This window comes from Actinoalloteichus sp. GBA129-24, assembly GCF_001941645.1.
Classification (GTDB): Bacteria; Actinomycetota; Actinomycetes; order Mycobacteriales; family Pseudonocardiaceae; genus Actinoalloteichus_A; species Actinoalloteichus_A fjordicus.
In genome coordinates this window covers 3,450,298-3,476,200 of record NZ_CP016077.1, presented here as the reverse complement: position 1 = coordinate 3,476,200, position 25,903 = coordinate 3,450,298, and the positions used below count along the sequence as shown (strand labels likewise).

The 25,903-nt window shown below is 71.2% G+C and carries 24 protein-coding genes; 16 read left to right on the top strand and 8 right to left on the bottom strand.

The window, feature by feature from the left end; translation table 11 throughout:
- Positions 1-445: 445 nt before the first annotated feature.
- Complete coding sequence (locus tag UA75_RS15550) at positions 446-1,528, bottom strand: FAD-dependent oxidoreductase (protein ID WP_075740864.1); 1,083 nt, start codon at positions 1,526-1,528, stop codon at positions 446-448.
- A gap of 131 nt (positions 1,529-1,659) precedes the next feature.
- Here UA75_RS15550 and UA75_RS15545 point away from each other — a divergent pair, with 131 nt between their 5' ends.
- From UA75_RS15545 to UA75_RS15530, 4 genes are all read left to right on the top strand, one after another.
- Positions 1,660-2,118: a MarR family winged helix-turn-helix transcriptional regulator gene (locus UA75_RS15545; RefSeq protein WP_075740863.1), complete on the top strand. Its 459-nt coding sequence runs from the start codon at positions 1,660-1,662 to the stop codon at positions 2,116-2,118.
- Positions 2,119-2,799: 681 nt separating this feature from the next.
- Positions 2,800-3,060 carry a hypothetical protein gene (locus UA75_RS15540; RefSeq protein ID WP_075740862.1) on the top strand — a complete coding sequence of 87 codons (261 nt, stop codon included), beginning with the start codon at positions 2,800-2,802 and terminating at the stop codon, positions 3,058-3,060.
- Positions 3,061-3,103: 43 nt separating this feature from the next.
- On the top strand, positions 3,104-4,825 hold the full coding sequence (locus tag UA75_RS15535) for an acyl-CoA dehydrogenase family protein (protein WP_083683225.1): 1,722 nt from the start codon (positions 3,104-3,106) through the stop codon (positions 4,823-4,825).
- A gap of 221 nt (positions 4,826-5,046) precedes the next feature.
- A complete protein-coding gene (locus tag UA75_RS15530) occupies positions 5,047-5,640 on the top strand; it encodes an AAA family ATPase (protein ID WP_075740861.1) in 594 nt (197 codons plus the stop codon).
- A 94-nt stretch (positions 5,641-5,734) separates the two neighbouring features.
- On the opposite strand, the gene UA75_RS15525 is transcribed toward UA75_RS15530, so the two are convergent.
- Positions 5,735-6,646: an NAD(P)-dependent oxidoreductase gene (locus UA75_RS15525; RefSeq protein WP_198043033.1), complete on the bottom strand. Its 912-nt coding sequence runs from the start codon at positions 6,644-6,646 to the stop codon at positions 5,735-5,737.
- 26 nt (positions 6,647-6,672) lie between these two features.
- Here UA75_RS15525 and UA75_RS15520 point away from each other — a divergent pair, with 26 nt between their 5' ends.
- From UA75_RS15520 to UA75_RS32895, 3 genes are all read left to right on the top strand, one after another.
- Positions 6,673-7,140 (top strand): MerR family transcriptional regulator, encoded by a 468-nt coding sequence (locus tag UA75_RS15520; RefSeq protein WP_404799978.1) that lies wholly within the window; start codon positions 6,673-6,675, stop codon positions 7,138-7,140.
- A gap of 288 nt (positions 7,141-7,428) precedes the next feature.
- A complete protein-coding gene (locus UA75_RS15515; RefSeq protein ID WP_157434207.1) occupies positions 7,429-8,010 on the top strand; it encodes a hypothetical protein in 582 nt (193 codons plus the stop codon).
- A gap of 47 nt (positions 8,011-8,057) precedes the next feature.
- Positions 8,058-8,390: a hypothetical protein gene (locus UA75_RS32895; protein ID WP_157434206.1), complete on the top strand. Its 333-nt coding sequence runs from the start codon at positions 8,058-8,060 to the stop codon at positions 8,388-8,390.
- A 358-nt stretch (positions 8,391-8,748) separates the two neighbouring features.
- Here UA75_RS32895 and UA75_RS15505 read toward each other — a convergent pair whose 3' ends face one another.
- Together UA75_RS15505 and UA75_RS15500 are read right to left on the bottom strand one after the other, a co-directional pair.
- Positions 8,749-9,321, bottom strand: coding sequence for an SWIM zinc finger family protein (locus UA75_RS15505; RefSeq protein WP_075740857.1), 573 nt, complete (start codon positions 9,319-9,321; stop codon positions 8,749-8,751).
- Positions 9,321-11,345: a DEAD/DEAH box helicase gene (locus tag UA75_RS15500; protein ID WP_083690708.1), complete on the bottom strand. Its 2,025-nt coding sequence runs from the start codon at positions 11,343-11,345 to the stop codon at positions 9,321-9,323. The genes UA75_RS15505 and UA75_RS15500 overlap by 1 nt, the downstream gene beginning before the upstream one ends.
- A 176-nt stretch (positions 11,346-11,521) precedes the next feature.
- Between UA75_RS15500 and UA75_RS15495 the strand changes: the two genes are divergently transcribed.
- Positions 11,522-12,007, top strand: coding sequence for a MarR family winged helix-turn-helix transcriptional regulator (locus tag UA75_RS15495; RefSeq protein WP_075740856.1), 486 nt, complete (start codon positions 11,522-11,524; stop codon positions 12,005-12,007).
- 65 nt (positions 12,008-12,072) lie between these two features.
- Here UA75_RS15495 and UA75_RS15490 read toward each other — a convergent pair whose 3' ends face one another.
- Positions 12,073-13,128: an NAD(P)/FAD-dependent oxidoreductase gene (locus UA75_RS15490; protein ID WP_404799977.1), complete on the bottom strand. Its 1,056-nt coding sequence runs from the start codon at positions 13,126-13,128 to the stop codon at positions 12,073-12,075.
- 431 nt (positions 13,129-13,559) lie between these two features.
- On the opposite strand from UA75_RS15490, the gene UA75_RS15485 reads away from it, so the two are divergent.
- Positions 13,560-14,222: an HAD family hydrolase gene (locus UA75_RS15485; RefSeq protein WP_075740854.1), complete on the top strand. Its 663-nt coding sequence runs from the start codon at positions 13,560-13,562 to the stop codon at positions 14,220-14,222.
- 210 nt (positions 14,223-14,432) lie between these two features.
- Here the strand turns inward: UA75_RS15485 and UA75_RS15480 are convergent, their stop codons facing one another.
- The gene (locus UA75_RS15480; RefSeq protein ID WP_075740853.1) at positions 14,433-14,939 is read right to left on the bottom strand and encodes a pyridoxamine 5'-phosphate oxidase family protein; all 507 of its coding nucleotides are present in this window, start codon (positions 14,937-14,939) and stop codon (positions 14,433-14,435) included.
- A gap of 418 nt (positions 14,940-15,357) precedes the next feature.
- Here UA75_RS15480 and UA75_RS15475 point away from each other — a divergent pair, with 418 nt between their 5' ends.
- Positions 15,358-15,987 (top strand): pyridoxamine 5'-phosphate oxidase family protein, encoded by a 630-nt coding sequence (locus UA75_RS15475; RefSeq protein WP_075740852.1) that lies wholly within the window; start codon positions 15,358-15,360, stop codon positions 15,985-15,987.
- Between the two features lie 92 nt (positions 15,988-16,079).
- Here UA75_RS15475 and UA75_RS15470 read toward each other — a convergent pair whose 3' ends face one another.
- The gene (locus tag UA75_RS15470) at positions 16,080-16,430 is read right to left on the bottom strand and encodes a PASTA domain-containing protein (RefSeq protein ID WP_075740851.1); all 351 of its coding nucleotides are present in this window, start codon (positions 16,428-16,430) and stop codon (positions 16,080-16,082) included.
- A gap of 197 nt (positions 16,431-16,627) precedes the next feature.
- Here UA75_RS15470 and UA75_RS15465 point away from each other — a divergent pair, with 197 nt between their 5' ends.
- Together UA75_RS15465 and UA75_RS15460 are read left to right on the top strand one after the other, a co-directional pair.
- On the top strand, positions 16,628-18,445 hold the full coding sequence (locus UA75_RS15465; RefSeq protein ID WP_075740850.1) for an ABC transporter ATP-binding protein: 1,818 nt from the start codon (positions 16,628-16,630) through the stop codon (positions 18,443-18,445).
- Positions 18,442-20,265, top strand: coding sequence for an ABC transporter ATP-binding protein (locus UA75_RS15460; protein WP_075740849.1), 1,824 nt, complete (start codon positions 18,442-18,444; stop codon positions 20,263-20,265). Before UA75_RS15465 ends, UA75_RS15460 begins: the two co-directional genes overlap by 4 nt.
- Positions 20,266-20,665: 400 nt before the next feature.
- On the opposite strand, the gene UA75_RS15455 is transcribed toward UA75_RS15460, so the two are convergent.
- The gene (locus tag UA75_RS15455) at positions 20,666-21,280 is read right to left on the bottom strand and encodes a TetR/AcrR family transcriptional regulator (RefSeq protein WP_075740848.1); all 615 of its coding nucleotides are present in this window, start codon (positions 21,278-21,280) and stop codon (positions 20,666-20,668) included.
- Between the two features lie 365 nt (positions 21,281-21,645).
- Between UA75_RS15455 and UA75_RS15450 the strand changes: the two genes are divergently transcribed.
- From UA75_RS15450 to UA75_RS15435, 4 genes are all read left to right on the top strand, one after another.
- Positions 21,646-22,572 (top strand): aminoglycoside phosphotransferase family protein, encoded by a 927-nt coding sequence (locus UA75_RS15450; RefSeq protein WP_075740847.1) that lies wholly within the window; start codon positions 21,646-21,648, stop codon positions 22,570-22,572.
- Positions 22,573-22,963: 391 nt separating this feature from the next.
- The gene (locus UA75_RS15445; protein WP_075740846.1) at positions 22,964-23,872 is read left to right on the top strand and encodes an NAD(P)-dependent oxidoreductase; all 909 of its coding nucleotides are present in this window, start codon (positions 22,964-22,966) and stop codon (positions 23,870-23,872) included.
- Positions 23,873-23,997: 125 nt separating this feature from the next.
- A complete protein-coding gene (locus tag UA75_RS15440; protein ID WP_075740845.1) occupies positions 23,998-24,945 on the top strand; it encodes an AraC family transcriptional regulator in 948 nt (315 codons plus the stop codon).
- A 94-nt stretch (positions 24,946-25,039) separates the two neighbouring features.
- The gene (locus UA75_RS15435) at positions 25,040-25,903 is read left to right on the top strand and encodes an NAD(P)H-binding protein (protein ID WP_075743846.1); all 864 of its coding nucleotides are present in this window, start codon (positions 25,040-25,042) and stop codon (positions 25,901-25,903) included.

Sequence of the window (25,903 nt, the reverse complement as noted above, 5' to 3'; positions counted from 1 at the left end):
ATCGGCTGACGAGCCGGCGACGCGAGGGGCGGCATCTCGCGACCGGCCACCGTCGTCGCGTGTTCACACCTCGGGCCGCAGCGAACGACGATCGACGTCTGTCCACTGTGCTGCGTATTCATGGCCTCACCTCCTGGGAATGGAAGGAGAGGTTAGGGCCGAAAGATCGCCATCCCGTTCCCGCCGGGCATACCAACCCCGATCGAGTTAACGAGGTGCGTCGAGCCCGCCGTGTCCGGGTCGATTCCGCGAGGTCCGTTGCTCGGCACCCCTGGTGTGCCGGGCTCGGACGGCCGACTTCACGCCGCGACCCTGGGTAGGCCGCACCGCCGTGGTGTGCCGCCGTACGACCTCGGCTCGCCGACGACCGTCGCATTCGACCAGCGCTCGCCGCCTGCTTTCGACCGACGACGTCGGGGCCAGGTCACCGGGCAGCGCCCAAGTCTCAGTCCAGGCGGAGGTAGTCCCGGTAGAAGTCCACCATCAGGTTCGCGCCCTTGATCTCCGCCGTGGTCTCCGCACCGAGCAGCCCCAGTTCGTCCGAGTAGGCGGCGCCCGCGCCGGGCCCCAGCGGCAGGGCGATGCCCGGGGCAGCGGGCTCGTAGGCGACGAGTTCGGCCGCGCCCCGGATCATCGCGCGGATGTTGCCCGCAACCACCTCGGCATGTCGTCCTGCCGCGCTCGCCGTGTCGGCTTCGGGGGTCGCTGGCAGGTCGCCGACGGCGAACACCGTGCGCTGTCCCGGCAGCCGGAGCTCCGGGGTGACCTCGACATGGCCGTCGGGTCGCCGAGTTCCGGCCAGCTCGTCCGCGAGGTAGTCCGACACCGGCACGACGCCGAAGCAGCGGAACCAGAGGTCTGCGGTGACCTTGCCGCCCGCGCTGGTGGCCACCGTGAACGTCCCCGGCATGCCGGGCTCGGTGGTCGGCTGCTCGGCCAACGAGGTGCCGAGGAGCAGCTCGACGCCGAGCGTGTGGAGCTGCCGACGCAACTCCGCCCGCAGGTCGGCGGGGAACCGGCCGCCGAGGAGGTCGGAAGCGGGGTCGACGATCGTCACGGACTTGTCCGGCCACGCCGCCGTGATCTCGCCCGCCAGCTCGAGGCCCACCGGCCCGGCACCGAGCAGCAGGACCCGGGCGGCGGCGGCCAGGGCCTTCTGTGTGCCGCGAAAGGCGGCCGTGGCCCGCCCGGCGTCCTCGATGTCGGTCTTCGCCGGGAACGGGTATCGAGACCCGGTGGCGAGAACGAGGAAGTCGGCGTCGATCCGCGCGCCCGAGCCGAGGACGACTCCGGACGGATCAACCTGGACTGCCCGGTCGCGTACGACCCGCCCTCGGCTGAGCAGCCGGTCGTAGGGCAGGAAGAGACGATCGGACCATTCCGGGTCGACGACGCCCCGTAAGGCGGCGACGCTGTGGAACATCGCATCGCGAGGCTCCACGAGGACGACGTCGGCCACGTCGTCGAGCGCCTTGGCCACGGCTATTCCGGCATACCCGCCGCCGACGACGACCACGGTCTCAGGCATGAGCACTCCAGGTTCGCAGTACGTATGATTCGCAATAAGAACTGTCTACTTGGCGGACTGTTCGTAATACGAACCAGATTAGTTCGTTTCGCGAACCGTTGTCAACTACACTCGGGCGTCAGGAGGCCGCCATGACCGACAGGACCGAGACGCTGGGGTTCGCCGACGCAGTAGTGCGACTCGCACATCTGGTCGACCACGTCTTCGACGAGGTGAGCCGTCGTCACGACCTCACCTCCGCGCAGGCTCAGCTGCTGTGCGTGCTGGTCCGTGGCCCGGTCGGCATGACGGACCTGTGCCGCGCACTGAACCTGGAGAAGTCGAGCCTGACCGGTCTCGTGGACCGCGTTGAACGGCGCGAACTCGTCGTCCGAGTTCGCGATTCCCAGGACCGACGCGCCTACCGAATCGCACTGACCGACGCAGGAACCCGCCTCGCCGTGCTGGCCCACGACGGCGTGGTCGCAGAACTGGATGCGCTCGCCGCCGACCTGCCCGCCGCCGAGCGGACGCTGGTGACCTCAGTGATCACTCGGATCGTCACCGAAGTCGACGTCGGCACGGCCGGACTCACCCCGTCGACGACCTGACCTCACCGGCGGGAACCGCCATGGCGAGGCAGTCGCCGAGACCCTGACCTACGCCGACGGGCGACCGTCGCGCCCCAGCCCTGTGGAGACCTCGCGCCGACGGCAGGCGGCAAGAACGATCACATTCCCGCCGGCTGCTCGATGTATCCAGCGGTTCGGCGTCCGCCCGGCGGGAGGCATCCCGTGCCCGGCCGGCGCGACGAGGTCGGCCCTGCCCGCATAGAGCTCGGCCAGGTCGTTCGGGTTGACGACCGGAGAACCCTCGGACCGTCGGTGGACTCAGAAGGCGACCTGGGCCGCAGCGCTCATCTCGCTACGGTGGGACATGTACGTCACGCGCGATCGCGTCGAGCGGGTTCCACCCCGAGCCGTCGACTCCGCAGGCTGCGGCGTAGCGACTGCCGCCCATGCCGGTTTGTGGTGCAGCGACCACGACCCGGCACCGCCTGCCGCGACGATCCGCACCCGACGGACGGTTCAGTGCGCCGACGGGAGAATGTTCCCGGCCCGAAGTGGTGGAACCGCGGAGCAGCGGAGTGATCCTGCTGGCGTGTCGACCCCGACGCGCGATGCACTGCACTCCACGCCGGTACGGCGGCCTGCGGCCGGACGTCGTCGAGTCCACTCGCCGCCCAGCACGCCCGTACGGCGCCCACCGTGCCGAGTCGAGGGGTGCGCGACATGGTCAGGAAGACGAGCGGGACGCCGGGCATGCTGCCTGCGTCGATGTTGGTGCTGCTGCTCGGGACGGCAGCGGCGACGCCGGTCTCGGCGATCGAGGACGTGCACGACTGCGTCGCCTTCGCCGTCACCCGCGGCGTCGACGAGCGGACGGCCGCGATCGCCTGCGATGCGGGAACGACCACCGCCGAGCGATGCCGAGAGTTGTTGGGTCCCTTCATGTCCGGGCGGGAGGCGGCCGAGGCCTGTCGAATCCGCTGAGTCGCACGGTCGGATCGATCATTCCGGTTCTGAGCAGGGCAGGATGGCGGGCACCGCGACCGCCGACGTTCGAGGAGATCCCGTGCCCGCCGCCTCCACCTCAGCCGACCTCGACGCTGCCCGCGAGGTCCGCAATCAGACGCCGCCCCGCATCGACGTCGACGAGTTCGCCGCCAACGTGCCGCTGCGAGAAGCGGTGTCCCGATACTCGGCCGACTGGGCGCAGGAGCACCTCGGCGAGGCGGGCAGGCTCGCCGGATCGGCACGGTTCCACGCATGGGCCGACCGCGCCGAGGAACGGCCGCCTCGGCTGCACACCCACGACCGGGTCGGTCACCGCGTCGACGAGGTCGAGTACGACCCGGCCTACCACCAGGTGATGACCGGCGCCGTGGGCCTCGGCGCGCATGCCCTGTCCTGGCGAGCGGCCCGCCCCGGCGCACACGTCGCGCGGTCGGCGGTGCACCTGCTGCTCGCCCAGACCGAGTCGGGTCATGCCTGCCCGATCACCATGACCCACGCCGCGGTGCCCGCGCTGCGCGCTCAGCCGGACCTGGCCGCCGAGTGGGAGCCTCGGCTCACATCGTTGGACTACGACCCGGAACTGCGGCCGGCCGCCGACAAGCCCGGCGTGCTGATGGGCATGGGGATGACCGAGCGCCAAGGCGGCTCGGACGTCCGGTCCAACATCACCCGCGCCCGACCGCTCCATGGCGAAGGCGAATACCAGCTCACCGGGCACAAATGGTTCTTCTCGGCCCCGATGTCGGACGCCTTCCTCGTCCTGGCCCAGACCGACGCGGGCCCCACCTGCTTCCTGCTCCCTCGGGTGCTGCCCGACGGCACCCGCAACACGCTGCGGCTGCAACGGCTGAAGGACAAGCTGGGCAACAGGTCCAACGCCTCCAGCGAGGTCGAGTTCGACCGCGCGTGGGCCCGGCTGGTCGGCGAGCCTGGTGCCGGCGTGCGCACCATCATCGAGATGGTCAACCACACGAGGCTCGACTGCGTCGGCGGCACGGCGGCGCTCATGCGACGCGCGGTGGTGGAGGCCTGCCATCACGCCCGCCACCGACGCGCCTTCGGTGCCGCGCTGGTGGACCAGCCGCTGATGACGTCGGTGCTGGCCGATCTGTGTGTGGAGTCGGAGGCCGCCACTGCCGGGCTGCTGCGCCTGGCACGCGCCTACGACGTCGACGCGTCCGAGCAGGACCGGCAGCTCCGCAGGCTGGGCACCGCCGTGCTGAAGTACTGGGTCTGTCGACGCGGACCGGCTCACGCCTTCGAGGCGATGGAGGTCCTGGGCGGCAACGGCTACTGCGAGAACTTCCCGCTGGCCCGTGCCTACCGGGAGCAGCCGCTGACCTCGATCTGGGAGGGCTCCGGAAACGTCATCTGTCTCGACGTGCTGCGTGCGCTGACCCGAACTCCCGAGACCGGCGAGGCGTTCCTCGCCGAAGTGGACCTCGCCAGGGGCGGAAATCCGCGGCTCGATGCCCACCTGGACCTGGTGCGCCGGGATCTGATCGGGCTGCCCGCCGACCCGGCCGAGGCGCAGCGGCAGGCCCGCACCTTGACGGAACGGCTTGCGCTGGCCCTCCAGGGCGCCTTACTCGTCCGTCATGCCCCCGCCGAGGTGTCCGACGCGTTCTGCGGCAGCCGACTCGACGGGGGAGGCCGTTCCTACGGCGCGCTGCCCGCCTCCGTCGCGGCCGGCGCGATCGTCGACCGACACACCGGCGAGATCGGATCGCAGGCGGAGTGACCTGTGATCCGCGACGTGCCACGCCGTCCGTTCCGAGGGCGGTCTCGTACGGCAGGCCGTCTCGTGTGGACACCGGTCTGCCGGCGAGAATCCGAGTGCATCGATGCGGAACGGCCGGCTAGGGTCCAGGCTCAGCCGGACGGCGTCGTGACGGACGTCGCGCCTCGTGCCGTCCGGTCCCAACCGAAGCACCCGCACGACCACCAGAAGACGAGGACGTCATGACCGTCGATCCGACTCCGCCCAGCCCGCTGGAGCAGGGGACACCCGCCGTCGTGCTGATCACCGGCGTCCAGGCGGCAGGCAAGTCCACGGTGGCCCAACTGCTGGCCGAGCGACTGCCCCGCGCGGTCCACCTGCGCGGAGACCTGTTCCGCAAGATGATCGTCGCCGGGCGACGCGAGATGACGCCCGATGCCGAGCCCGCAGCGCTGGAACAGCTGCGGCTCCGGCATCGGTTGACCGCCTCGGTGGCCGACGAATACGTGCGAGCGGGATTCGCCGTCGTCGCGCAGGACATCGTCATCGGCGAGGAGCTGCCTCGGCTGCTCGCCGCCGTCCACAGCAGGCCGTTGTTCCTGGTGGTGCTCGCCCCCGACGTCGCCTCGATCGCCGATCGTGAGGCGGGCCGGGGCAAGACCGCCTACGGCCCGGCCTGGGGCGTCGAGGAGCTGGATCGGCTGTTCCGCGCGGAGACTCCCAGACTGGGCCTGTGGCTGGACACCTCACGACAGACACCGGAGGAGACGGTGCAGGAGATCCTGACGCGGGCGTGGACCGAGGCGGGTGTGGACCCCGCGCCGATGCAGGCCTGATCGACTGAGACACCCGCTCGCGAGGCAGTCCGTTCGTCGGAGCAGGCCCGACAGGGCACGGCCGATGAGACCGGCCCACGCCCGTCGCCCGGTCTCAGTCCGTCGTCGAGTTGCTCATCGCTGCGACGACGTCGCGTCCCGTGTCGAGCGCCCGCCGGAAATGTGCGGTCGTGGTGTCGAGCGCGCTGGTGTCCAGGCCATGGGCACGCGCGGTATGGATGATGTGGCTGATGCTCGTCGTCGCAGAGGCGAGGATGGCGTCCTCCTCGGGATTCTCTCCTGCGGTGATCTGCGCGGCATAGTGGTCGATGATGTCGGGCAGGATCGCGCTGATCCCCTTGGCGTGCGGCGCGAGTTCGGCCGCCGTGATGCCCTCCGCCCTGGCGAGTGCGAGCGCGTGGACGAGGCCGTGCATCGAGGTCCAGAAGAAGTCCAGCAGGGCGATGTCGTGAGCGGCCGCCCGGCCGGGGTCGGTGCCGAGATGGTTCGCCGCGCCGCCGAGGTGGGCCAGCGTCGGCGCCCAGCGCGTGTAGGTCTCCGTCGGTCCGCTGTAGAGCACGCTGGCGGAGGGACCGCCGATGGTGGTGGTCGGGGTCATGATCGACCCGTCCAGGTAGTCGACGCCGTGTTCGGCGGCCCAGTCTGCCGTCTCGCGGGCGCGGGCGGGCGAGTCCGCGGTGAGGTTCACCAGGGTGCGTCCCCGCAGGGCGTCGCCGACGGTGCCCAGAATGGCGTGCACGGCGTCGTAGTCCAGCACGCAGACGATCACCAGCGGACTCGCCGCCGCCGCGTCGGCTGCGGTGGCGGCGCGGACGGCCCCTCGGGAGATCAGGTCGCCCTCCTTGCCTGGTGAGCGGTTCCAGACGGTCGTGGGGTGGCCTGCGGCCAGGAAGGCTCCGGCCAGGGCCCGACCCATCGGGCCGAGGCCGAGGATCGTGACGGGTACGCGGTCGGTGGCGGCGGTCTGGACGGCAGCGATGTCGGTGGTCGCGTGAAGGTCGGTCACGGCGGCGACGCTAGACTTTGACATCGATGTCAGAGTCCACTCGGGATGTCGGAGGTCACATGCGCATCGGGGAGCTGTCCCGCCGCACCGGCGTCAGCGAGCGGTCACTGCGCTATTACGAGCAGCAGAAACTGTTGGAGCCGCAGCGGCGGCCCAGCGGCTATCGCGAGTACGCGGAGTCCGACGTCGAGGTGGTGCGACGCATCCGCACGCTGCTCGCCGCCGGGCTCAACACGACGATCATCGCCGAGGTGCTGCCCTGCATGGTCGTCGACGGCGACCTGCTGGTGCCCGGCTGCTCCGAACTGGCCGTGGAGCTGAGCCGGGAGCGCGACCGCATCACCGGCCAGATCGACGAGCTGAGCGACGCCCGCGCGATCCTCACCGAGATCATCACCGCCACGGCCGAGACGGACCCTTCTGCGGTGTACGACTGCGACTCGATAGACGAGGTGACGGCGGGCTCGCGACGTCGGCAGCCCGTACCGCGCTGACTCGGGCAGGCCTGGTCGGCGGAGCCGTAGCCGACAGGTTCTCCCTCGGGGCGCGAGGTTCGCGGCAGGCACCGACCTGACGAGGCACATCGCAGATGCGAGAAGTCCCGATCGCGGTTCGCGGCTCGGGGAGATCGGGTCGGCGCGGGCATGCCAGCGCAGCCCTGTCGGCCTTGATCCAGGCAACAAGCGCACCGAAGACGCCCCAGGGTGCCGCCTGCGCGGTTCTCGATGTCGCGGAGGCCGAAGAGACCAGGAGCGTGGCTGATCTCGATCTGGACGCGCGACATGGCCCGCGCTGCCTACACCTGGTCCCAAAACACGCAAGGCACGCCGCCACGCCTGACGGCGTCCGGACATCCTGACGAGAACTCATTCGACCACGAGGCGCTGGTCCGTCACCATGGTCGAACACACACAGTGAGGAGTCGTGAATCGTCGGTCACCGAGGTGATCGCCCAGCTCCGCCAGGCGCACGCCCTACTCACCCAAGCCCGCCAGGCCACCCTCCAGGCCGACGCGGCCATCGCCGAACTCCGCCGCAACGGAATCAAGATCAGCCCGGAGAAGGTCGTCCACGTGGGACGTCATCAGGACGGCTACCTGGTCTGGCTGGCGGAGGGTCGAATTGACACGTCAGGGAAAGCGCATATTCTCCGACCAAATCGGCGCAAATTCTTTGAGCGGGAAGCGGTCCCGGCGGCACGTGTCGTCGATCTGATTTTCGCGGGCATTGAACGTGGCAGACTCATCGGCCACATGGTGGACAAGGAGGTGTACGAGGTGGATTTCGACGGGACCCCGCGACGACAGATCGCCATCTTTATCAGCCCCAACGGATACATCGTCACAGCCCTACCCGTCACCTAGCGAAACAAAGTTGCACTAATTTCAGCCAAGAAGAATGAGAACTAATCATGGAACTATCAGTCCTGGTGGGCTACGCGGAAGGCCCCTTCTACTTCGAGATGGAGGGAGAGTACGGGAACTTCACTGTTGAGGAGGCTGCGGCCTACCTTGGACTATCCGATGATCTCGCGGCGGCCGTAACGTCGTGGGACGCCGAGTATCAGGCAACACTGGATCAAACTTACCCGCCGGATTCAGCATTTCCGTCCCCTGAGGCGCATCGAATTTGGATCGAAAAGGGCAAAGAACTTGCCGCCCGAATCAAGCAGGAATCCCCGATCGTCACGCGCGTCGACTATCAGGCGAACAGCCATTACCAGGACGGTACCTGCGTGTTCTGACGGGAACCCTCCGTCTCCGCTGGCCGCGTGCAGGGGGTGGTGTTGGCTGCACGGTCGGCGGCGAGGTCGTCGCTGAGATCGACGAGCGGTGATCCCCGATGGTGCCAGTGCTGCTGCCGCTGTCCTGCTCGCAGGTGCATCGGGTTGATCAGCGGCGGCTCGTCGACCACGTGTGCGCCTTCCCGTGTGCCGCCGGGTGTGAGTACGCCGTGCGCGGGAGCATGGTCTCGTCGCCGACTCCACAATCGTCGCCGTATCGGACCCGCCTGCCTGTTCCGCGAGACGGGAGTCCGAGTGTCCGTCCCCTGCGGTCACGCGGGTCGGACCGCAGGGGACGGACAGGGATGCGACGGAGAAGTCAGTCCCCGTAGAACCGGGCCGGGTCGAGGTCGGTCAGCGGGATTCGATTCGCCCCGGCCGCAGGCGCCGCTGCGGCGGGCTCGGCGTGGGCGGACCGCAGGACGAGGGCGAGCGCCGGTTCCTCGTCGATCCGCTGGACGAGGGCGTAGAGCACGGCCAGCACGTGCACACACCGAGGTGCGCGCGCCGGGCAGGAGCACTCGACGACCTGGGCCGACGGGTGCACCGCCAGGTCGATCTCGTGACGGCGCAGGTCGGCTTCCAAGGAGTCGGGCAGATCACCTGGTGCGAGCGTGGCCCGCTGCGCGCCTGCGGCGGCCACTAGGCGCTCCGCCTCGGCGCGGGTTCGCCCGCTCCATTCGGGCAGGCCCACCTCGACGCGGTAGCCGACATCCTTGACCCGCACCTCGGCCGTCACCCGTCCTGTCACGATGGTCAGATCGGCGACGGCCTGGTTCCTGGCGAGACTGCGAGCCTTGGGCAGTCCGGCGTTCGACGTGGTGACCGAGGTCGACTCGACCGTCCGCAACCACGCCCGACCCCACACGGTGGCACCGAACTCGGCGCTCATCAGCCGATCACCTCCTCGTCGAGGTCGAGGACGGCGTGCAGGTCCTCGTCGGACAGCTCAGCCAACGCGGCCTCGCCGCCCGCGACGGCGTCGGCGAGGACCCGCTTGGACTCGTGGAGCCTGGCGATGTGGTCTTCGACGGTCCCGCCGGTGACCAGGGTGTGCACGGCCAGCGCCCGGTCCCGGCCGATCCGGTGTGCTCGGTCGGTGGCCTGGTCCTCCACCGCCGGGTTCCACCAGCGGTCGTAGTGCACGACGTGTCCCGCGCGCGTCAGGTTCAGGCCGAACCCGGCGGCGCGCAGGCTCAACAGCAGCACCCGCGGTCCGTCGTCCTCGTGCTGGAAAGCGTGGACCAGCTGATCCCGGCGCTCGGCGCTCAACCCGCCGTGCAGGAAGGGCACCGTCGGGACGCCCAGCTCCTCGGCCAGGTGCCGGGACAGCAGGTCGCCCATCACCCGGTACTGGGTGAAGACCAGCGCCCGGTCGTCGTCCTCGACGATCTCGGCGAGCATCTCGGTGGCCCGGTCGAACTTGCCGGATCGACCCGCCAGTGCCCGGTCGTCAGGACGGTACTGCGCGGGGTGGTTGCAGATCTGTTTGAGCGCCGTCAGCAACGCCAGTACCCGGCCTCGGCGGCCGATGCCCGTGCCGAGTCCGTCGGAGAAGGCCTGCCGCACGGCAGCCCGATACAGCTCCGCCTGCTCCTCGGTCAGAGTGCAGGCCACCGTCGAGTACAGCTTGGGCGGCAGATCTGCGGCGACGTCCGCCTTGCGTCTGCGCAGGACGTGCGGCGCGATGAGCGTGGCCAGGCGCGCGGCGGCCGTCGCGGAACGACGTTGTTCGACCGGCACCGCGAACCGCTGCCGGAATCGGGCGCGAGTGCCCAGCAGTCCGGGATTGGTGATGTGCAGGATCGCCCAGAGTTCGTCCAGCCGGTTCTCCACCGGGGTTCCGGTCATCGCGAGCCGGATCGTGGCGGGCAGGGCCGCGGCGGCCCTGGCCGCGCGGGTGTCGGGGTTCTTGATCTGCTGTGCCTCGTCGAACACCACGACGTCCCAGTCGATCCGGGCCAGTGCCTCGGCGTCGGAGCGCAGCACGCTGTAGCTGGTGACCACGACCGTCCCGGCGGCAGGCGCGGTCTGCAGTCCTCGGCGGGACCCGTGGTGGGCGACGACCGGGGTGCCCGGAGTGAATCTGGCCAGTTCACGACGCCAGTTGCCGACGACCGAGGTCGGGCAGACCACCAGGTGCGGTCCCGTCGACCGTCGGGTGGCGAACAGGCAGATCGCCTGGAGCGTCTTGCCCAGCCCCATCTCGTCGGCGAGCACGCCGCCGCCGGGCCGCTGTCGATCGGCACCCTCGGCCGAGGGAGACGGCGGCGCCGCGCCGGTTCTCGCAGGCAGGCTCGCCGGGTTCTCGACCGGTGCCAGCGAACGAAGCCACGCGACGCCCTCGACCTGGTAGGGGCGCAGCTCCGCCTGCACGGCGGCCGTGGCCAGGTCGACGAGGGTGGCCGCAGCCTGCCTGAAGCGGCCCAGCAGGTCGGCCGCCGTGTCGATCGCGGTCCCGTCGGGGGTGAGCACCGCGTGCGCGGCAGCAGGCATCCGTCCGGCCAACTCGGCGAACCCGGACTCGGCGTCGGCAGTCTCGGTCCGTGCCTCGTCGACCAGCAGCGCGGCCTCGCGCCAGGCATGCAGGGAGGCGCCGACCCCGTCGTCGAGGGCGGCCGGGTCGAGTCGGCGCAACGCGGGCAGGGCGAGGTCGAGATCGGCGAGTCGCGCGGGCACCGCCGCGCCGACGACGGCCGGCCCGGCCTGCCGTGTCGGCGCGGCCAGCCGCACGAGCGACTCCCGCCCGGCAGGCAGGCCGCGGGACGCGAGCACGGCGGGCAGATCCGGCACGCCCCACCACGCCACGGCACCCTCGGCGGGGACGAAGGTCGCCTGCAGGCGACCGGGCAGGTCGGCGGCGGGCAGCACCGGCAGTTCGGGGAGTATCTCGGCGAGGGTGGAGCGGTCAGACATCGGCGGTCACCGCCGGAGCGGGCCGATCGGCGCCGAACGGCGGGGTCGGATCTGGTGCGTGGGACAAGCCTGCTCCTCGGGCGGGAGACTCGATACCGGATGATTGCGCGGCACACCAGTTGCGTGACGCACCGACGGGGCGGCACAAGCTATCAGAAGGACCGACCGGAATTCACATGACGAAATCCCCCGAGGACGCCGCTGCCGACCGTGACGCGGCCGTGCGGACGATCCTCGACGCCCTGCCGAGTTTCGTGAGCGCGGTGGTCCAGCTCAACGAGCTGATCGCCGAGCGGATGGGCGTCGTCCCCACCGATCTGCACTGTCTGCACGAGCTCCGTCGATTCGGTCCCACGACGGCCCGTGATCTCGCCGACCGCCTCGGTCGCAGCCCCGGTGCCGTCTCCCGCATGATCGATCGACTCGACGCCGCAGGCTGCGTCAGCCGCGCCGACGACCCCGACGACCGCCGTCGAGTACTGATCACGCCGACCGGCCACGGCCTTCGCCGCGTCGCGGACTACTACGCGGGCCTGACCGCCCGGACCCGCGACGACCTGGCCGATCTAGACGAGGACGGGCTGCGCGCACTGGCGGGCTTCCTGCACGCAGGCCACGACAGCACCCACGCCGAGATCGTTCGGCTGCGGTCGACGCGCTGACGACGGGGTCCCGGCGATCGGCGATGATCTCGCCGCGCCCCTCCTGCCGGGACACGCGGCCCGTCTCACCCGCCGTGGCGCCGGTCGCCCAGGACCCGTTCCGACGTCTCCCGCTCGGCATCGGCCGAGAAGCCCGCACGCCCACGGCGGTACTCGACCACGGCGCGTCGGGTGTCCTCCTCGATCAGGTCGGCGTTGAGCGCCGCCGCCGCAGTGAGTCCCGCCGCCGCCGAGCCGATCACCTGGCCCCGCAGGTCCGTGACGTTGCCCGCCGCCCAGACACCGGGGACCGAGGTGGCTCCCGTCGTGTCGGCGGCCACCGCACTGCCGAAGACATGCCCGCCGACCTCCAGCTCGGTCGACTCCAGGCCGAGCGACACGAGCACGTCGGCACGGGCGGTGAACCGGGGTGCGACCACCAGGGCCTGACACGCCACGACCTCGCCCGAGACCAGCCGGACCCCGGTGACGCGGTCCTCGACGGACACCAGTTCGGCCACCTCGCCGGGGACCAGGGTGATCCCTCGGGCCGCCAGCCGTTCACGCTCCTCGTCCGCAGGCGCGGGCTGGTCGTGCAGGAAGAAGGTCACCCGCGCGCTCCACTGCCGGAACAGCTGTGCCTGATGCAGCGAGAAGGGGCTGGTGGCCAACACGCCGATCTGCTGGTCGCGCACCTCCCAGCCGTGGCAGTACGGACAGTGCAGGACGCCGCGTCCCCACTGCTCGGCCACCCCCGGCACCTCGGGAAGCTCGTCCACCAGACCGGTGGCCACCAGCAGTCGCCGCGCGGAGACGCGTCGTCCGTCCGCGAGGTGCACGCGGAAACCGGTGGAGTCCGCCTCGGTGTCCCCTCCGACGGGCTCGGCCGAGACGACTCGGCCCGCGACGACCTCACCGCCGTAACTCGCCACCTCGGCGCGGCCTGCGGCGAGCAGCTCGCCGGGGGGAGTGCCCTCACGGCCCAGGTAGTTGTGCACGTGTCCGGCCGGGGCGTTGCGCGGCTCGCCCGCGTCGACGACCAGCACCGAGCGACGCGCCCGAGCCAGCGCCAGCGCCCCGCCGAGTCCGGCGGCGCCGCCTCCCACCACCACCACGTCGTAGCCGTCTCGCACTGTGGTCACCCTTCCTCCACTGCTTCGCGCCGCGTCTTCCTCGCGGCTGCCCTCCGCTGCCCGACTCTCCGCGCCCTCCGCAACATCGTCAAACTGCTTTGCTGTTTCGACAAAAATCCGGCGATGCCGTCGAGCCGACGACACCCGCTGTGGCCTGATGCCGGCCCCGGCACTGCCCACCGGTCACCGGCATGTCGTTCCCGGCCCGGCTGGTTGCCGCCCGGTCGCGTGGAGCCGACCAGGCACCATCGGGGACCCGACCGGCCGGTGTCTGGCAGTGCTCATGACCTGTCGGTGGAAACGACGCGGGGATGCGACGTGCGTGGGGTGACGCAGCCCGTCAGGCTCGGGCAGACGACACTGCACTGCCCGCCGGGCGCTTCTGGGCCGGGCCGAGTACCGACGTCCTACCGCCACGGCGATCGTGATAGATCTGAACCATGTCCTTCGACGCGGTCCTCTTCGACTGGCGCGGCACCCTCGTCACGACACTCGCGGAACCCGACTGGGTTCGACGGGCACTGGAGTCGATCGGGCGACACGCAGGGCCGGAACAGATCGAGACCGTCCTCGCCGCGATCCGGACGGTAGATCACGACGGACGTCGGCTGGACGCCCCCGGCGTCGACGCCGACGCCGACCGGCACCGACAGACCTACCTCGGAGTGTTCGCCGAGGCCGGTCTGGACCCGGAGCTGGCCCGGTCGCTGTATGCCGTCGAGTCCGACACACGGCACAACCCGTTCGCCTCGGACGTCTCGGAGGTGCTCCGGAGCCTGCATACGGCCGGAGTGCGGATCGCGGTCGTGAGTGACATCCACTTCGATCTGCGACCCGTGTTCGCCGACGCAGGCCTGGCGGGCCTGGTCGACGTGTTCACCCTGTCCTTCGAACAGGGCGTGCAGAAACCCGACCGGGCGATGTTCGATCGGACCGTGACGGCGCTGGGCGTCGACGCCGCCGACGCGCTCATGGTGGGCGATCGGTCCGGGCCGGACGGGGCCGCCATCGAGTCGGGCCTGACCACACTGCTGTTGCCGCCGCTGCGATCGACCGACGACCGTCGCCTTCATCGGGTCCTGGCGCTGTGCCTGCCGCGCTGACGCACCGACCGCTGCGTGGGTGAACTCCGCCCGGCCGGTGCGACGCAGGGAGACCTGTGCACCCGGAGTGCTCCGCCGGTCGCGTCTGCTGCCTGCGGCACCATCGGCGGCAGCGGGTGCGATGCACCGCCTGCCGCCGATCCTGCGTCGCAGGCTGCGGCACGCACGCCGTGACCGCTGCACGCTCGCCGAGTGAGTGACCGTCGCGCCTCAGAACCGCCAGCTCGTCGCGCTGTACTCGGCATCGCGGCCGTAGGCGTAGACCGTCACCGGTTCCACTCGGTACACCTGAGCCACGTTCCCGCCCTCACCGACGAACTCGTCGTCACGCACCGCGAAGTTCCACCCGTACTTGGTCGCCCAGTCCTCGGCGAGGCGGCGTAGCAGGGCGTTCTCCGATACCCGCACCGCCAGGCCGTCAACGACGAGGTCGACGCCCTCATTGAGCCGGTTGCACCCGGTGGTGAGGGTGCACTGCGGGTTCTCGGCAAGATTCCTGGACTTGCGCTCGGTCCCACCGGTACAGAAGTACAGGGCCTCGTCCCGCCACACCGCGAGCAGCGGAGTCACGTGCGGACGTCCGTCGGGGCGCACCGTGGAGATCCAGAACACCTCCGATGCCACCAGTCGTTCCCGCACCTCGGACCAGGACGCCGCCGTCGCTCCGGGGCTGCTGAAACCCGTGTGCAGCGTCCCGACCGGTTCCGTCTTCGCCATCGGTCCCTACTCCGTTTCTGTCGTCGCGGTGCCCGCCGTCGGTGTTCGGCGGGGCACCGACCGTGCTGTCGGAGGTACAGACTTCCCCGCAACGCGAAACTCACCGGTCCGGAGCGGAACTCGTCGCCGCGAGAGCAGATCCGCCCGCTGCCGGGAGCGCCGTGGGAGGCGCCGGACTGCCCATCGCGGTGCGGCGGGCCGATGAAAGCGCACGTCGCCGAGGGGCGGAGGGCGGGCGACCGGACGATATGGGACTCGGAAGGAGCCGGGCCTCGGGGAACGGGGAGACGACGAGACGGGTCGGGTGCCGCGGGCGGCGAGGCCGGTTCCACGACGGCCGGAACGGGCGGCTCCCGGCCCCGCCGCCGGACTACCCTCGGCCGGGGCGCACGCACCGACGACGCGGGGGACGACACGGATGAGGTCGACGGGACAGGTGGAGATCAGCTCACCTGCCGAGCTGGCCGCGTTGATCGGCGAGCCGACGGAGCGCAATGCGACCAAGGAGCGCGCCGCGCTGCACCAACTGGACCGGGACTGGCTCGCGGCATCCCCGTTCTGCCTGGTCGCCACCGCCGACGCCGCAGGCCGCTGCGACGTCTCCCCGAAGGGCGACCCGCCGGGTTTCACCCACGTGCTGGACGACACGACGATCGCCGTCCCCGACCGACCGGGCAACCGGCGGGTCGACGGATTCCGCAACATCCTGGCCAACCCGCACGTCGGCCTGATCTACCTCGTGCCGGGCCGAGGCGACACGCTGCGCATCAACGGTCGAGCGAGGCTGGTGAGCGACGCGCCGTTCTTCGACGAGATGATCGTCAAGGGCAACCGACCCCGCGTCGCGATGATCGTGGAGATCGACGAGATCTTCCACCACTGCTCGAAGGCGTTCCTGCGCTCGGCGTTGTGGAAGCCCGAGACCTGGAATCCCGACGCCGTGGCCTCCCGCCCTCGCATCGCCAAGGTGCTGGACCGTCCCGAGGCAGCCCTTGCCGAACTGGAGACGTACTACGGACCGGCTTACGCCGAGAAGCTCTACCGCTGAGCACGAGCGTCGAGCACCGTGGCCTCTCGCCGAGTGCCGAGTGCCGAGTGCCGACGAGCCGCGCGGGAGCAGACAGGCGGGCGCGCAGCCGATCAGAAGGCCCGATCGGCGTCGGGCTCCAGCACGGTGTGTCCTTCCGGGACCGGCGGGAAGGGCCACCTCGGCTCGTGTGCGCCCGCCTCGCCACCTGAACCGGTGGTCGACACGATCACCCGTGACCCCCGGGCGACCAGCACACCCGCTGCGGGGTGCTGGCGGACCACCGTGCCGCTCAGTTCCTCCACCGGCTCGGGATCGTCGCCGGGGGCGGTCACCCGCAGCCCGAGCTCCGCACCGATCCGCTCGGCCTCCGGTGCGGTCAGGCCGAGCAGATCAGGCACGGCGACGGAGTCCCACCGCCGCGCCGCCTTCTCCTGCTTCGCCTTCTCCCGGCCACGCCCCATGATCCGACAGTAACACCGTCGTCCGGACCGGGCAGCCACATCACGCTCGAGCGCCCCAGCCCGGTGACCAGCGTCTTCTCCGTCATCCGAGCGGGCAGGATCGGGGGCTCAGCCAGCCGGTCGCCTCGGCTGCGAGGTCATTCGTCGGGGGCGGAAATCCATCGCTACGGGCCACCCTCCCCGCTACCGTCGGAATCGTGCGCAGACGAGCCCCCTACGCCGATCCCGGCGTGCCAGACACCCGCGGCCCCGGCCGGTACCTGGTGTGGCTGGTGGTCAGTCAGCTCCGTCGGGCACTGGCCGGGACGATGTGGAGCACGATCTGGATGGTGGGGATGATGCTGCCGCCCTACCTGCTCTCCCGCGCCGTCGACGACGGCCTGCGCGCCGGAGACATGTCCGCCCTGGTCTGGTGGACGGTGGGGATTCTTGCCCTGACCCTCGCCAACGCACTCGCGGGCATGGCCCGGCACCGCACCATGACCTTCCTCCGCACCGATGCCTCGCTCCGCACGGTGCAGGTCGTCACCCGGCAGACGACCCGCCTCGGCCACACGCTGTCGCGCCGAGTGGGCACCGGCGAGGTCGTCACCATCGGCGCCACCGACGTCAGTCACATCGCCCTGGCACTGACCTGCGTCGGGCCCGGTGTCGGCGCGGTGATGGCCTACGGCGCGGTGACGGTCCTGCTGCTGGCGATCTCCCCGGTGCTGGCGACCGTGGTCCTGCTCGGTGTTCCGCTGCTGGGTGTCGTCATCGGCCCGCTCCTGGGCAGGCTCCAGACCGCCGAGACCCGCTACCGCGAGCATCAGGGCGCGCTGACCGCCCAGGCAGGCGACATCGTCGCCGGGCTCCGGGTGCTCTGCGGGATCGGCGGCAAGGAGCAGTTCGCCCGCCGGTATCGATCCGCATCCCAGGACCTGCGGGCCGAGGGCTACCGCGTCGGAGCGGTCACCAGCTGGATCCAGGCCGTCGCGGCCGGGATGCCCACGCTCTTCCTCGTCGCGGTCACCTGGATCGCCGCGAGGATGGCCTCGGCGGGACAGATCACCGTGGGCGAGATGATCGCGGTCTACGGCTACGTCGCCGCCTTGATCGTCCCGGTGCTCTTCCTCATCGAGGGCGCCGACCAGATCGCCAAGGGACTGGTCGCCGCCCGCCGCGTCGTGAACGTCCTTCGACTCGCCCCGATCGTGCAGGACCACGTCGAGCCCGTACCCGGTCCCGACCAACCGGCCGCCCTGCACGACCCGGCCTCCGGCGTCACCATCGCGCCCGGTGTCGTGACAGCCCTGGTGACCGCCCGCACCGTCGAGGCCACGGCGATCCTGGAACGGCTGGCCCGGCACGTCGACTCCGACGCCGTCTGGGGTGACACGCCGCTGGCCCGGCTCCCGCTGGCGGAGACGCGCCGCCGCATCCTGCTGGCCGCCGACGACGCCTACCTCTTCGCAGGCACGCTGCGCGAGGCGCTGGCCACGGGGGAGGACCACGCGGACGCCGCGGTCCTCGCCGCCCTGCACACCGCCGCAGCCGACGACGTCCTCAGCGGACTCCCCCACGGCCTGGACTCCACGATTCGGCCCCAGGGCCGCGACCTCTCCGGCGGCCAGCGGCAACGGCTCCGGCTGGCCCGTTCGGTGCTGGCCGACCCCGACGTCCTGCTGCTGATCGAGCCCACCTCCTCGGTCGACGCCCATACCGAGGCCGTGATCGCCCGCAGGCTGTCCGTCGCCCGCACGGGCCGGACCACCGTCGTGGTCACCGCGTCACCGCTGGTCCTGGACCACGCCGACCACATCGTCCTGCTCGTCGACGGGCGAGTGCACACCGAGGGGACCCACGCCGCCCTGATGACAGCCTCGCGCGGCTACCGTGCCCTGGTCACCCGCGACGTCCTCGCCGAAGACGAGGCAGCGGACCCGGCGCCCGCCAGACCGACTCGTGCGGACCCCGTCCTCTCGGCCGCCACGGCCCGCTCCGACACCGCACCCGCCGAGGAGGGCCTCCGATGAGCAGCTCGCCCGCCGACGGGCGACTTCCCGTCGCCGACGCACCCGCCGTCGGCCGCGCCACTTGGGATCTGTTGCGCCATGACCGGCGCGCGCTGGTCATCGTCATCACCCTGACGTTCCTGGCCGCTGCGGCGGGTCTGGCCGCGCCCCGGCTGCTCGGCGAGATCGTCGATCGCGTCGAGGCGGGCGAGGGCACCGCCGTCCTCGACCTCCTCGCCGCCGCGCTCGTCGCCTTCGCCGTGGCCCAGTTCCTGCTCACCCGCCTCGCGTACTACGCGGCCCACCGCTTCGCCGAACGCGCCCTGGCCCGGCTCCGCGAACGCTTCGTCGACCGGACGCTGGCCCTGCCCACCTCCGTCGTCGAGCACGCCGGGTCCGGCGACCTCATGACCCGCAGTTCCACCGACGTCGCCACCCTGGGCACCACCCTGCGCGATGCCGGACCGGGCCTGTTCCTCTCCGCCGTGCAGGTGCTGCTCATCCTCGGCGCGATCACGCTGCTGGACCCGCTGTTCGGCTTGTGCGCGCTGGTCGGCGCCCCCGTGATCGGGGTGGTGGCCCGGTGGTATCTGCGTCGAGCCCGCACCGCCTATCTCACCGAGGGCCACGCCACCTCCGCAGTCTCGGAGAGCCTCGCCGCCACGGCCGACGGCGCCGCGACCGTGGAGTCGCTGCGGCTGCGGCGACGCCGGATCACTGAAGGCGACCGCCGCGTCGCCGACTCCTACGACGCCAAGAACCGGACCCTGCGGCTGCGCACGGTCCTGTACCCCGTCCTGGAGTTCTCCTATGGGATTCCGCTGGCGGTGATCCTGCTGGTCGGCGGCGTCCGCTATCTCGAAGGGACGATTGGTATCGGCACCGTCATCGCAGGCGGGCTCTACATCCTCCAGCTCACCGAACCCCTCGACCGGGTGCTGATCTACCTGGAGCAGCTGCAGCGCAGCGGCGCGTCCCTGGCCCGGATCGAGGGCGTCGCGCTGGCCGCCGGGACCGCCCCCGTCCACACGGAGACGGCACCGGCCGACGACCGTATCGAGGTCGTCGGCGTCTCCCATTCCTACGTCGAGGGCCGTGACGTCCTGATCGGCATCGACCTGGCCGTGCGGCCGGGGGAGCGACTGGCACTGGTGGGCCCCTCCGGCGCTGGGAAGTCCACCCTCGGACGGCTGCTGGCCGGCATCGACGCACCACGCACGGGCAGCATCACCGTCGGCGGGGTCCCCGTCGCCCGGCTCGGGCCTGCGGAACTACGGCGCCGCGTCGTCCTGGTCACCCAGGAACACCACGTCTTCCTCGGCACCCTGCGCGACAACCTGAGCATCGCCGCCCCCGAGGCTGCCGACACGACGCTGCGCGCCGCGCTGGCCGCGGTGGACGCGCACTGGGTCGACGACCTGCCCGCCGGGCTGGACACCCGGCTCGACACGCCGGGGGCGGGGTTGGACGCCGCCCGCTCCCAGCAGATCGCCCTGGCCAGGGTGGTCCTGGCCGACCCGCACACCGTCATCCTCGACGAGGCCACCGCCCTGCTGGATCCGACCACCGCCCGGCACGCCGAACGATCGCTGGCCGCCGTACTGGCCGGGCGCACCGTCATCGCCATCGCGCACCGGCTGCACACCGCCCACGACGCCGATCGCGTCGCCGTCCTGGACGGCGGTCGGATCACCGAACTGGGCAGCCACGAGGACCTTCTCGACGCGGACGGACCGTATGCCGCGCTCTGGCGGTCCTGGCACGGTCCACAGGCGACGCACCGATGGTCCGAACCGGAGGCGGGCCGATCGGACGACCGCGACCGCGAACCGGCATCGTGACCGTCGTCGGTCGGTCGACGCCGTCTGCCCGCCGGGACTCGACCCACTCGATCAGGAGTGGTCGCAGGGTTGTGCTCCTGGGCCGACCATGGTGATCGACGGCGCAGGAACGGACGAGTCACCGGCCGAGACGTGATGTCCTCCTGCGGAGCCGCCCAGGACCGACCACGCCGCCTGTCGTGATCAACCCCGCCGCCGTCCTCTACGGGTACAGCCGTCTCATGGACTCCGGATCGGGCTGATCGCCGTGGCCGGACCGTGCGCGGCCGACGCCGACGGCCGCCTGATCTCCACGGACTTCGCCATCCAAGTCGGGCAGTGCTTCGCCCGCCTCGGAACCGTACTGGGCGAGGTCGGCCTCGGCTACGGCGACGTCACCACACGTCGGGGACGCCTGCCGTCACTCTCGCACCGCATGGGTGTGCAGGCCGTCGAGGACGAGTCCGGTGTGCCTGCGCCACACCGCGTTCGAGGCGTCGCCCTCGGAAGCGACGGCCACGCCGCCCGCCGCGACCGTGAGCTGCACGACCCGCCCCAGCGCCAGGATCAACAGTCCGACGTCGTCGGCGGAGACGTCCAGTCGCAGCGTGCCCTGCCGGTGCGCACGGTCCACCAGGCCTTCCAGCATCCCGCGCAGCGTCGCGAGCCTGCGCAGGAGGATCTGCGGCGCGCTCCTCGGCTCGGACAGGCCGTCCAGGACGGCCCGGTGACGGGCCATGACGGCCAGGGTCTGCTCGATGATCAACGTCAGTCCGAACCAGGCGTCCTCGGTGGCCACCGCGACCCCGGCGGCCTCGGACCACTCGGCGAGGTCCTTTTCCAGCGTCGCCGCCACCAGATCGTCCTTGGTGGGGAAGTGCCGATACAGCGTCGCGATGCCGACACCGGCCCGACGGGCGACCTCTCGAACGTCGACCGCGAGCCCCCGAGCGGCGAAGGCCTCCCTGGCGGCGGCGAGCAGCGCGGTGCGATTGCGCGCGGCGTCCCACCGTTGACGTCGTGGAGTTCCGGGCATCGGCGGCACCCTACCTGATCCGGAACATGCGTTCCGAAACAGCGACGTGTTCCGGAACATCGGTTCCGAAACAGGCCGGACCCGCTCGTGACCAGGAATGATCTTCGCGGACCTCGGGGAGACACTGGTGTGGTCTCGTCTTCGACCGTCGCCGGCGCACCGAGGAACCCAGCCTGTTGGTGACCAGCCCGCGTTTCGGCTCCACGCCGCCCCTGATGTCCTGACTCAGGCATCACCCACGATGTAGGCCCGCGTTAGCCTGGCGTCCTTCTGCTCTGGAGAGGCCGCCGACGGAACGGGCGTGGCGAGCGGGCATTCCGGCGAGTGAGTGTCCGCTCCGCCGGACTCACGTACCGTGGCTTCACATGACCGACCCCGAGATCGAGATCACTGCAGAGCTGGTGCACGCTCTTCTCGAGGACCAACATCCCGACCTCGCCGGGCTGGTCATCCGCGAGGTAGCAGGCGGCTGGGACAACCACATGTGGCGCCTCGGGGATGAGTTGGCCGTGCGCATGCCGCGCACGGAACACGCCCCGGATCTCCAGCGCAAGGAGTGCCGGTGGCTGCCCGTCCTGGCCCCGCGCCTTCCGCTCCCGGTTCCGGCTCCGGAGCGGATCGGCGAACCGTCCGCGCTCTTCCCGAGGCCCTGGGCCGTCATGACGTGGGTTCCCGGCGAGCCGCTCGACTGCGTCTCGATCAGTCGTGACGACCACGCGGCCGACGCTCTGGCGGGCTTCCTCCGGGCGCTCCATAGAGAGGCGCCCGCCGAGGCGCCTGCCAGTTCAGACCGCGGCGCTCACCCCAAGAACTGCACGGACGGCTTCGAAGAGTTCGTGCACGCCATCGCCCCCGGCGGCGTTACCGCCGACATCCGGGCTGTCCGGGCCGTCTGGGGCGACGCTGTTGCCGCCCCCGAGTGGGAGGGCCCGCCGGTATGGCTGCACGGTGACCTCCATCCCGCGAACGTCGTCGTCTCGGACGGGACACTCTCGGGCGTGGTCGACTTCGGCTCCATGTTCGCAGGCGATCCGGCATGGGACCTCGCGGCCGCCTGGGTGCTGCTTCCCGCAGGCGCCGCCGAACGGTTCTTCGAGGTGTACGCGCAGGCGGACGAGGCGACGATCCGCCGCGCCCGCGGATTGGCCGCCTTGAAGAGCCTCTTCCTCATCCTCATGGGACAGAACGGGGAACAGGGCCTTCCCGGCGGCAAGCCGACCTGGGGACCCGCGGGCCGGGCGGCGCTCGACCGTGTTCTGACCTCGAACGTGCGCCGGAACTCTCCCGTCTAGGCCCCGCTCGAGCCGGTGCGGCGGGAGAGCCGCCCGTACCCGCCAAGCCGAGACCCCCGCCGGGACGCGGGCGATCGGAGCGGGCCGGGCGGTCGGCGGGTGCCCACGCCGTCGCCCTCGGCGCGGCTCTGGCCGAGCCCTCAACCGGCTGCTGACCGGGCAACAGGCTTCGCGGCGCGACGTGCGCAACCCGCACCAGCGACCAGTCCGACTCGGCCCGAGCAGCGCGAGAACCCTGCCGGGTCAGGAATCGAGCAGCCGATTCTCACTTTTCGGTGCGTACCGCACTAATTAGTGCGTACTTGAATCCAGGCTTTCCCGGCACGACGCTGGCAGCAGGCGGATTTCGCCCGACCAATACTCCTGACCAGCATTGACGACTGGAGCATCCGTGCCAGAACACGACCACTCGACGACCCCGGCCACTCCAGTGACGATCATCGGACTCGGCGCGATGGGCACCGCACTGGCCGACGCATTCCTGGCTGCGGGCCACCCGACGACGGTGTGGAACCGCTCGCCCGGGCGGGTCGAGGCCCTGGTCGCCCGAGGCGCCCGCCGGGCGAACTCCGCCGCCGACGCCGTCGCGGCCGGTCCGCTGGTGATCGCGTGCGTCCTGGACTACCCGGCCCTGCATGAGATCCTCGACGCCTCGGTGACCGAGGCCCTCCGGGGCCGCACCCTGGTCAACCTCACCAACGGCATCCCCGGCCAGGCCCGAGCCACCGCGGACTGGGCACGGGAGCACGGCATCGAGTATCTCGACGGCGGGATCATGGCCATCCCGCCGACCGTGGCCACGCCCGGGGCCTTTTTCCTCTACAGCGGACCGGACGAGGTCCTCGACGCTCACCGCGCCACGCTGGAGGTCCTCGGCGAGGTCCACCACCTGGGCACCGATCCCGGCCTGGCCGCGCTGCAGGACCTCGCCCTGCTCACCGGCATGTACGGCATGTTCGCCGGCATCCTCCAGGCCTTCGCGCTCGTCGACTCCGAGGGCATTCCGACGAAAAGCTTCGCCCCGATGCTCCGCCGCTGGCTCACCGACATGGCGATCAGCGTCGACCTCTTCGCCCAGCGAATCGACGCCGACGACCATGACACCGGCGTCATGAACACCCTGGCCATGCAGACCACCGGCGTCGCCAATCTCGCGCAGGCGGGCCGGGAGCAGGGCGTCGATGTCGAACTCCTCGCCCCGCTGTACGCCCTCATGCAGCGACGGGTCGCCGACGGCCACGGCCAGGGCGACGTCGCCGGTCTCTTCGAGCTGATCAGGCGGCCGAGGGTCGCGGGCTGAGCAGCGAGACGGGCATCTCTGCCGCCCGCCCCGAGGTCCTCGCCTGGGGCGGGCGGCACTCCCTGTCTCAGCCGCTGTCGAGCGATCACGTCGGCCGCACCGACCGGCCCGGCTACTGTCGAGGCATGGACGCGCTGACCGACCTCATGCGCGGCGTCCGAGCCGACGGAGCACTGTTCCACCGCACGATCCTCACTCCGCCCTGGTCGCTGCGCTTCGCCGACGGTGCCCCCCTGACCCTCTGCACGATGGCGCACGGCAACGGCTGGCTCATTCCCGACAACGGAGACCCGACGCCGCTGCACCACGGTGACACCGCCGTCATTCTCGGTCCCGCGCCGTTCAGCGTCGTCGACGAGCTGCCCGACCCCGACGGTCCGCACCGGGCGAGGAACCCGCCGCCGCCCGGCGGTCCCGAGTCCGGCGGGCCCACCACTCTGGTCGTCGGCGCGTACCGCACCAGCGCCGACGTCGGACGGCGACTTCCCGGTGCGCTGCCGCCCGTGCTGACCGTGCCCGGCGACGAGGAGTGCGACGCCGTCCTGGACTTTCTCGCCGCCGAGGTCGCCGCCCACGGGGCGGGCAGGCAGGTCGTGCTCGACCGGCTGCTGGACTGGCTGCTCACCTGCACGCTCCACGCCTGGTTCGACCGCCCGGAGACTCATCCGCCTGCCTGGTATCACGCACTCGGCGATCCCGTGGTCGGCTCCGCGCTGCGCGCCGTCCATGCCGAACCGGCCCGTCCCTGGACCGTCGCCGCGATGGCGGCGGAGGCGGCCGTGTCCCGCGCCGCCTTCGCCAGGAGGTTCAGCGCTCTGGTCGGCGAACCGCCCCTGACCTATCTGACCGCGTGGCGGATGGCCGTGGCCGCCGACCTGCTCACCGAACCCGAGTCGACCGTGGCCGCCGTCGCCCGCCGAGTGGGCTACACCGATCCGTTCGCCTTCAGCGCGGCCTTCACCCGCGTCCGAGGCGTCACCCCCAGCTCCCACCGCAGCGGCCGCCGCGACTCGCCGCCCGAAGCCTGCGGCGCGGAACCGGCCACGCTGCAACCGGCGGGCAGTCCGGCCTGACCGGCGCTCGGTCGTCTCGACGTCGAGACGAACACCCATGCCGCCGAGGGCATCACCCATGGTCGACGCGCCGCGCACGATGCAGGCTCAGGACATGACACACGACCCCGTCCTGGTCATCGGCGGCACCGGCAAGACCGGCCGCCGGGTGACCGCCCGGCTTGAGGCCGCCGACATCCCCGTCCGCGTCGCGTCGAGGTCCGGTACGACGCACTTCGACTGGCTCGACGAGACGACCTGGGACGCCGCGCTCACCGGCGTGACCGCCGCCTACCTCGTCCCCCTGGACGGCGCGAACCGCACCGGGGCCCTGATCCGCCGGGCGGAGGAACTCGGCGTCCCCCGACTGGTGCTGCTGTCGGCTCGCGGCGTCGACACCCCCGGCTACTTCGGCGCCGACAACCTGGCAGGCGAAGGACATCTGGCGGGCGAGGCGGCATTGCGGGACTCGGACACTGACTGGACGATCCTGCGCCCCGGCTGGTTCGCCCAGAACTTCAGCGCCGAGCCATTCCTCACCCCCATCCGGCAAGGCGAGCTGCGGTTGCCCGCCGCCGACGGCGCCGCGACGTTCATCGACGTCGAGGACATCGCCGAGGTCGCGGTCACGGCGCTCACCGCCGCCGACGACGCCCACACCGGAGCGACCTACGAGCTGTCGGGCCCTCGACCGCTGACCATCGCCGAGGCGTTGGCCGAGATCGCCGCCGCCACCGGCCATCAGGCCCGCTACGTCCCGATCCCGGTAGAGGACTTCATCGCCGACCTGGTCGCGCAGGGCGCGCCCGCCGCCGAGGCGGAGATCTGGGCCGCAGGCCTCACTCCGATCCGCGAGAACTTCGAGGCCCGCGTCTCCGACGGCGTCCACCGGGCGCTCGGCCGCGAACCCCGCGACTTCACCGACTACGTCGCCGCTGCGGCAGCGGCGGGCGCGTGGTGGGGGAGCGGTCCGCGCTGA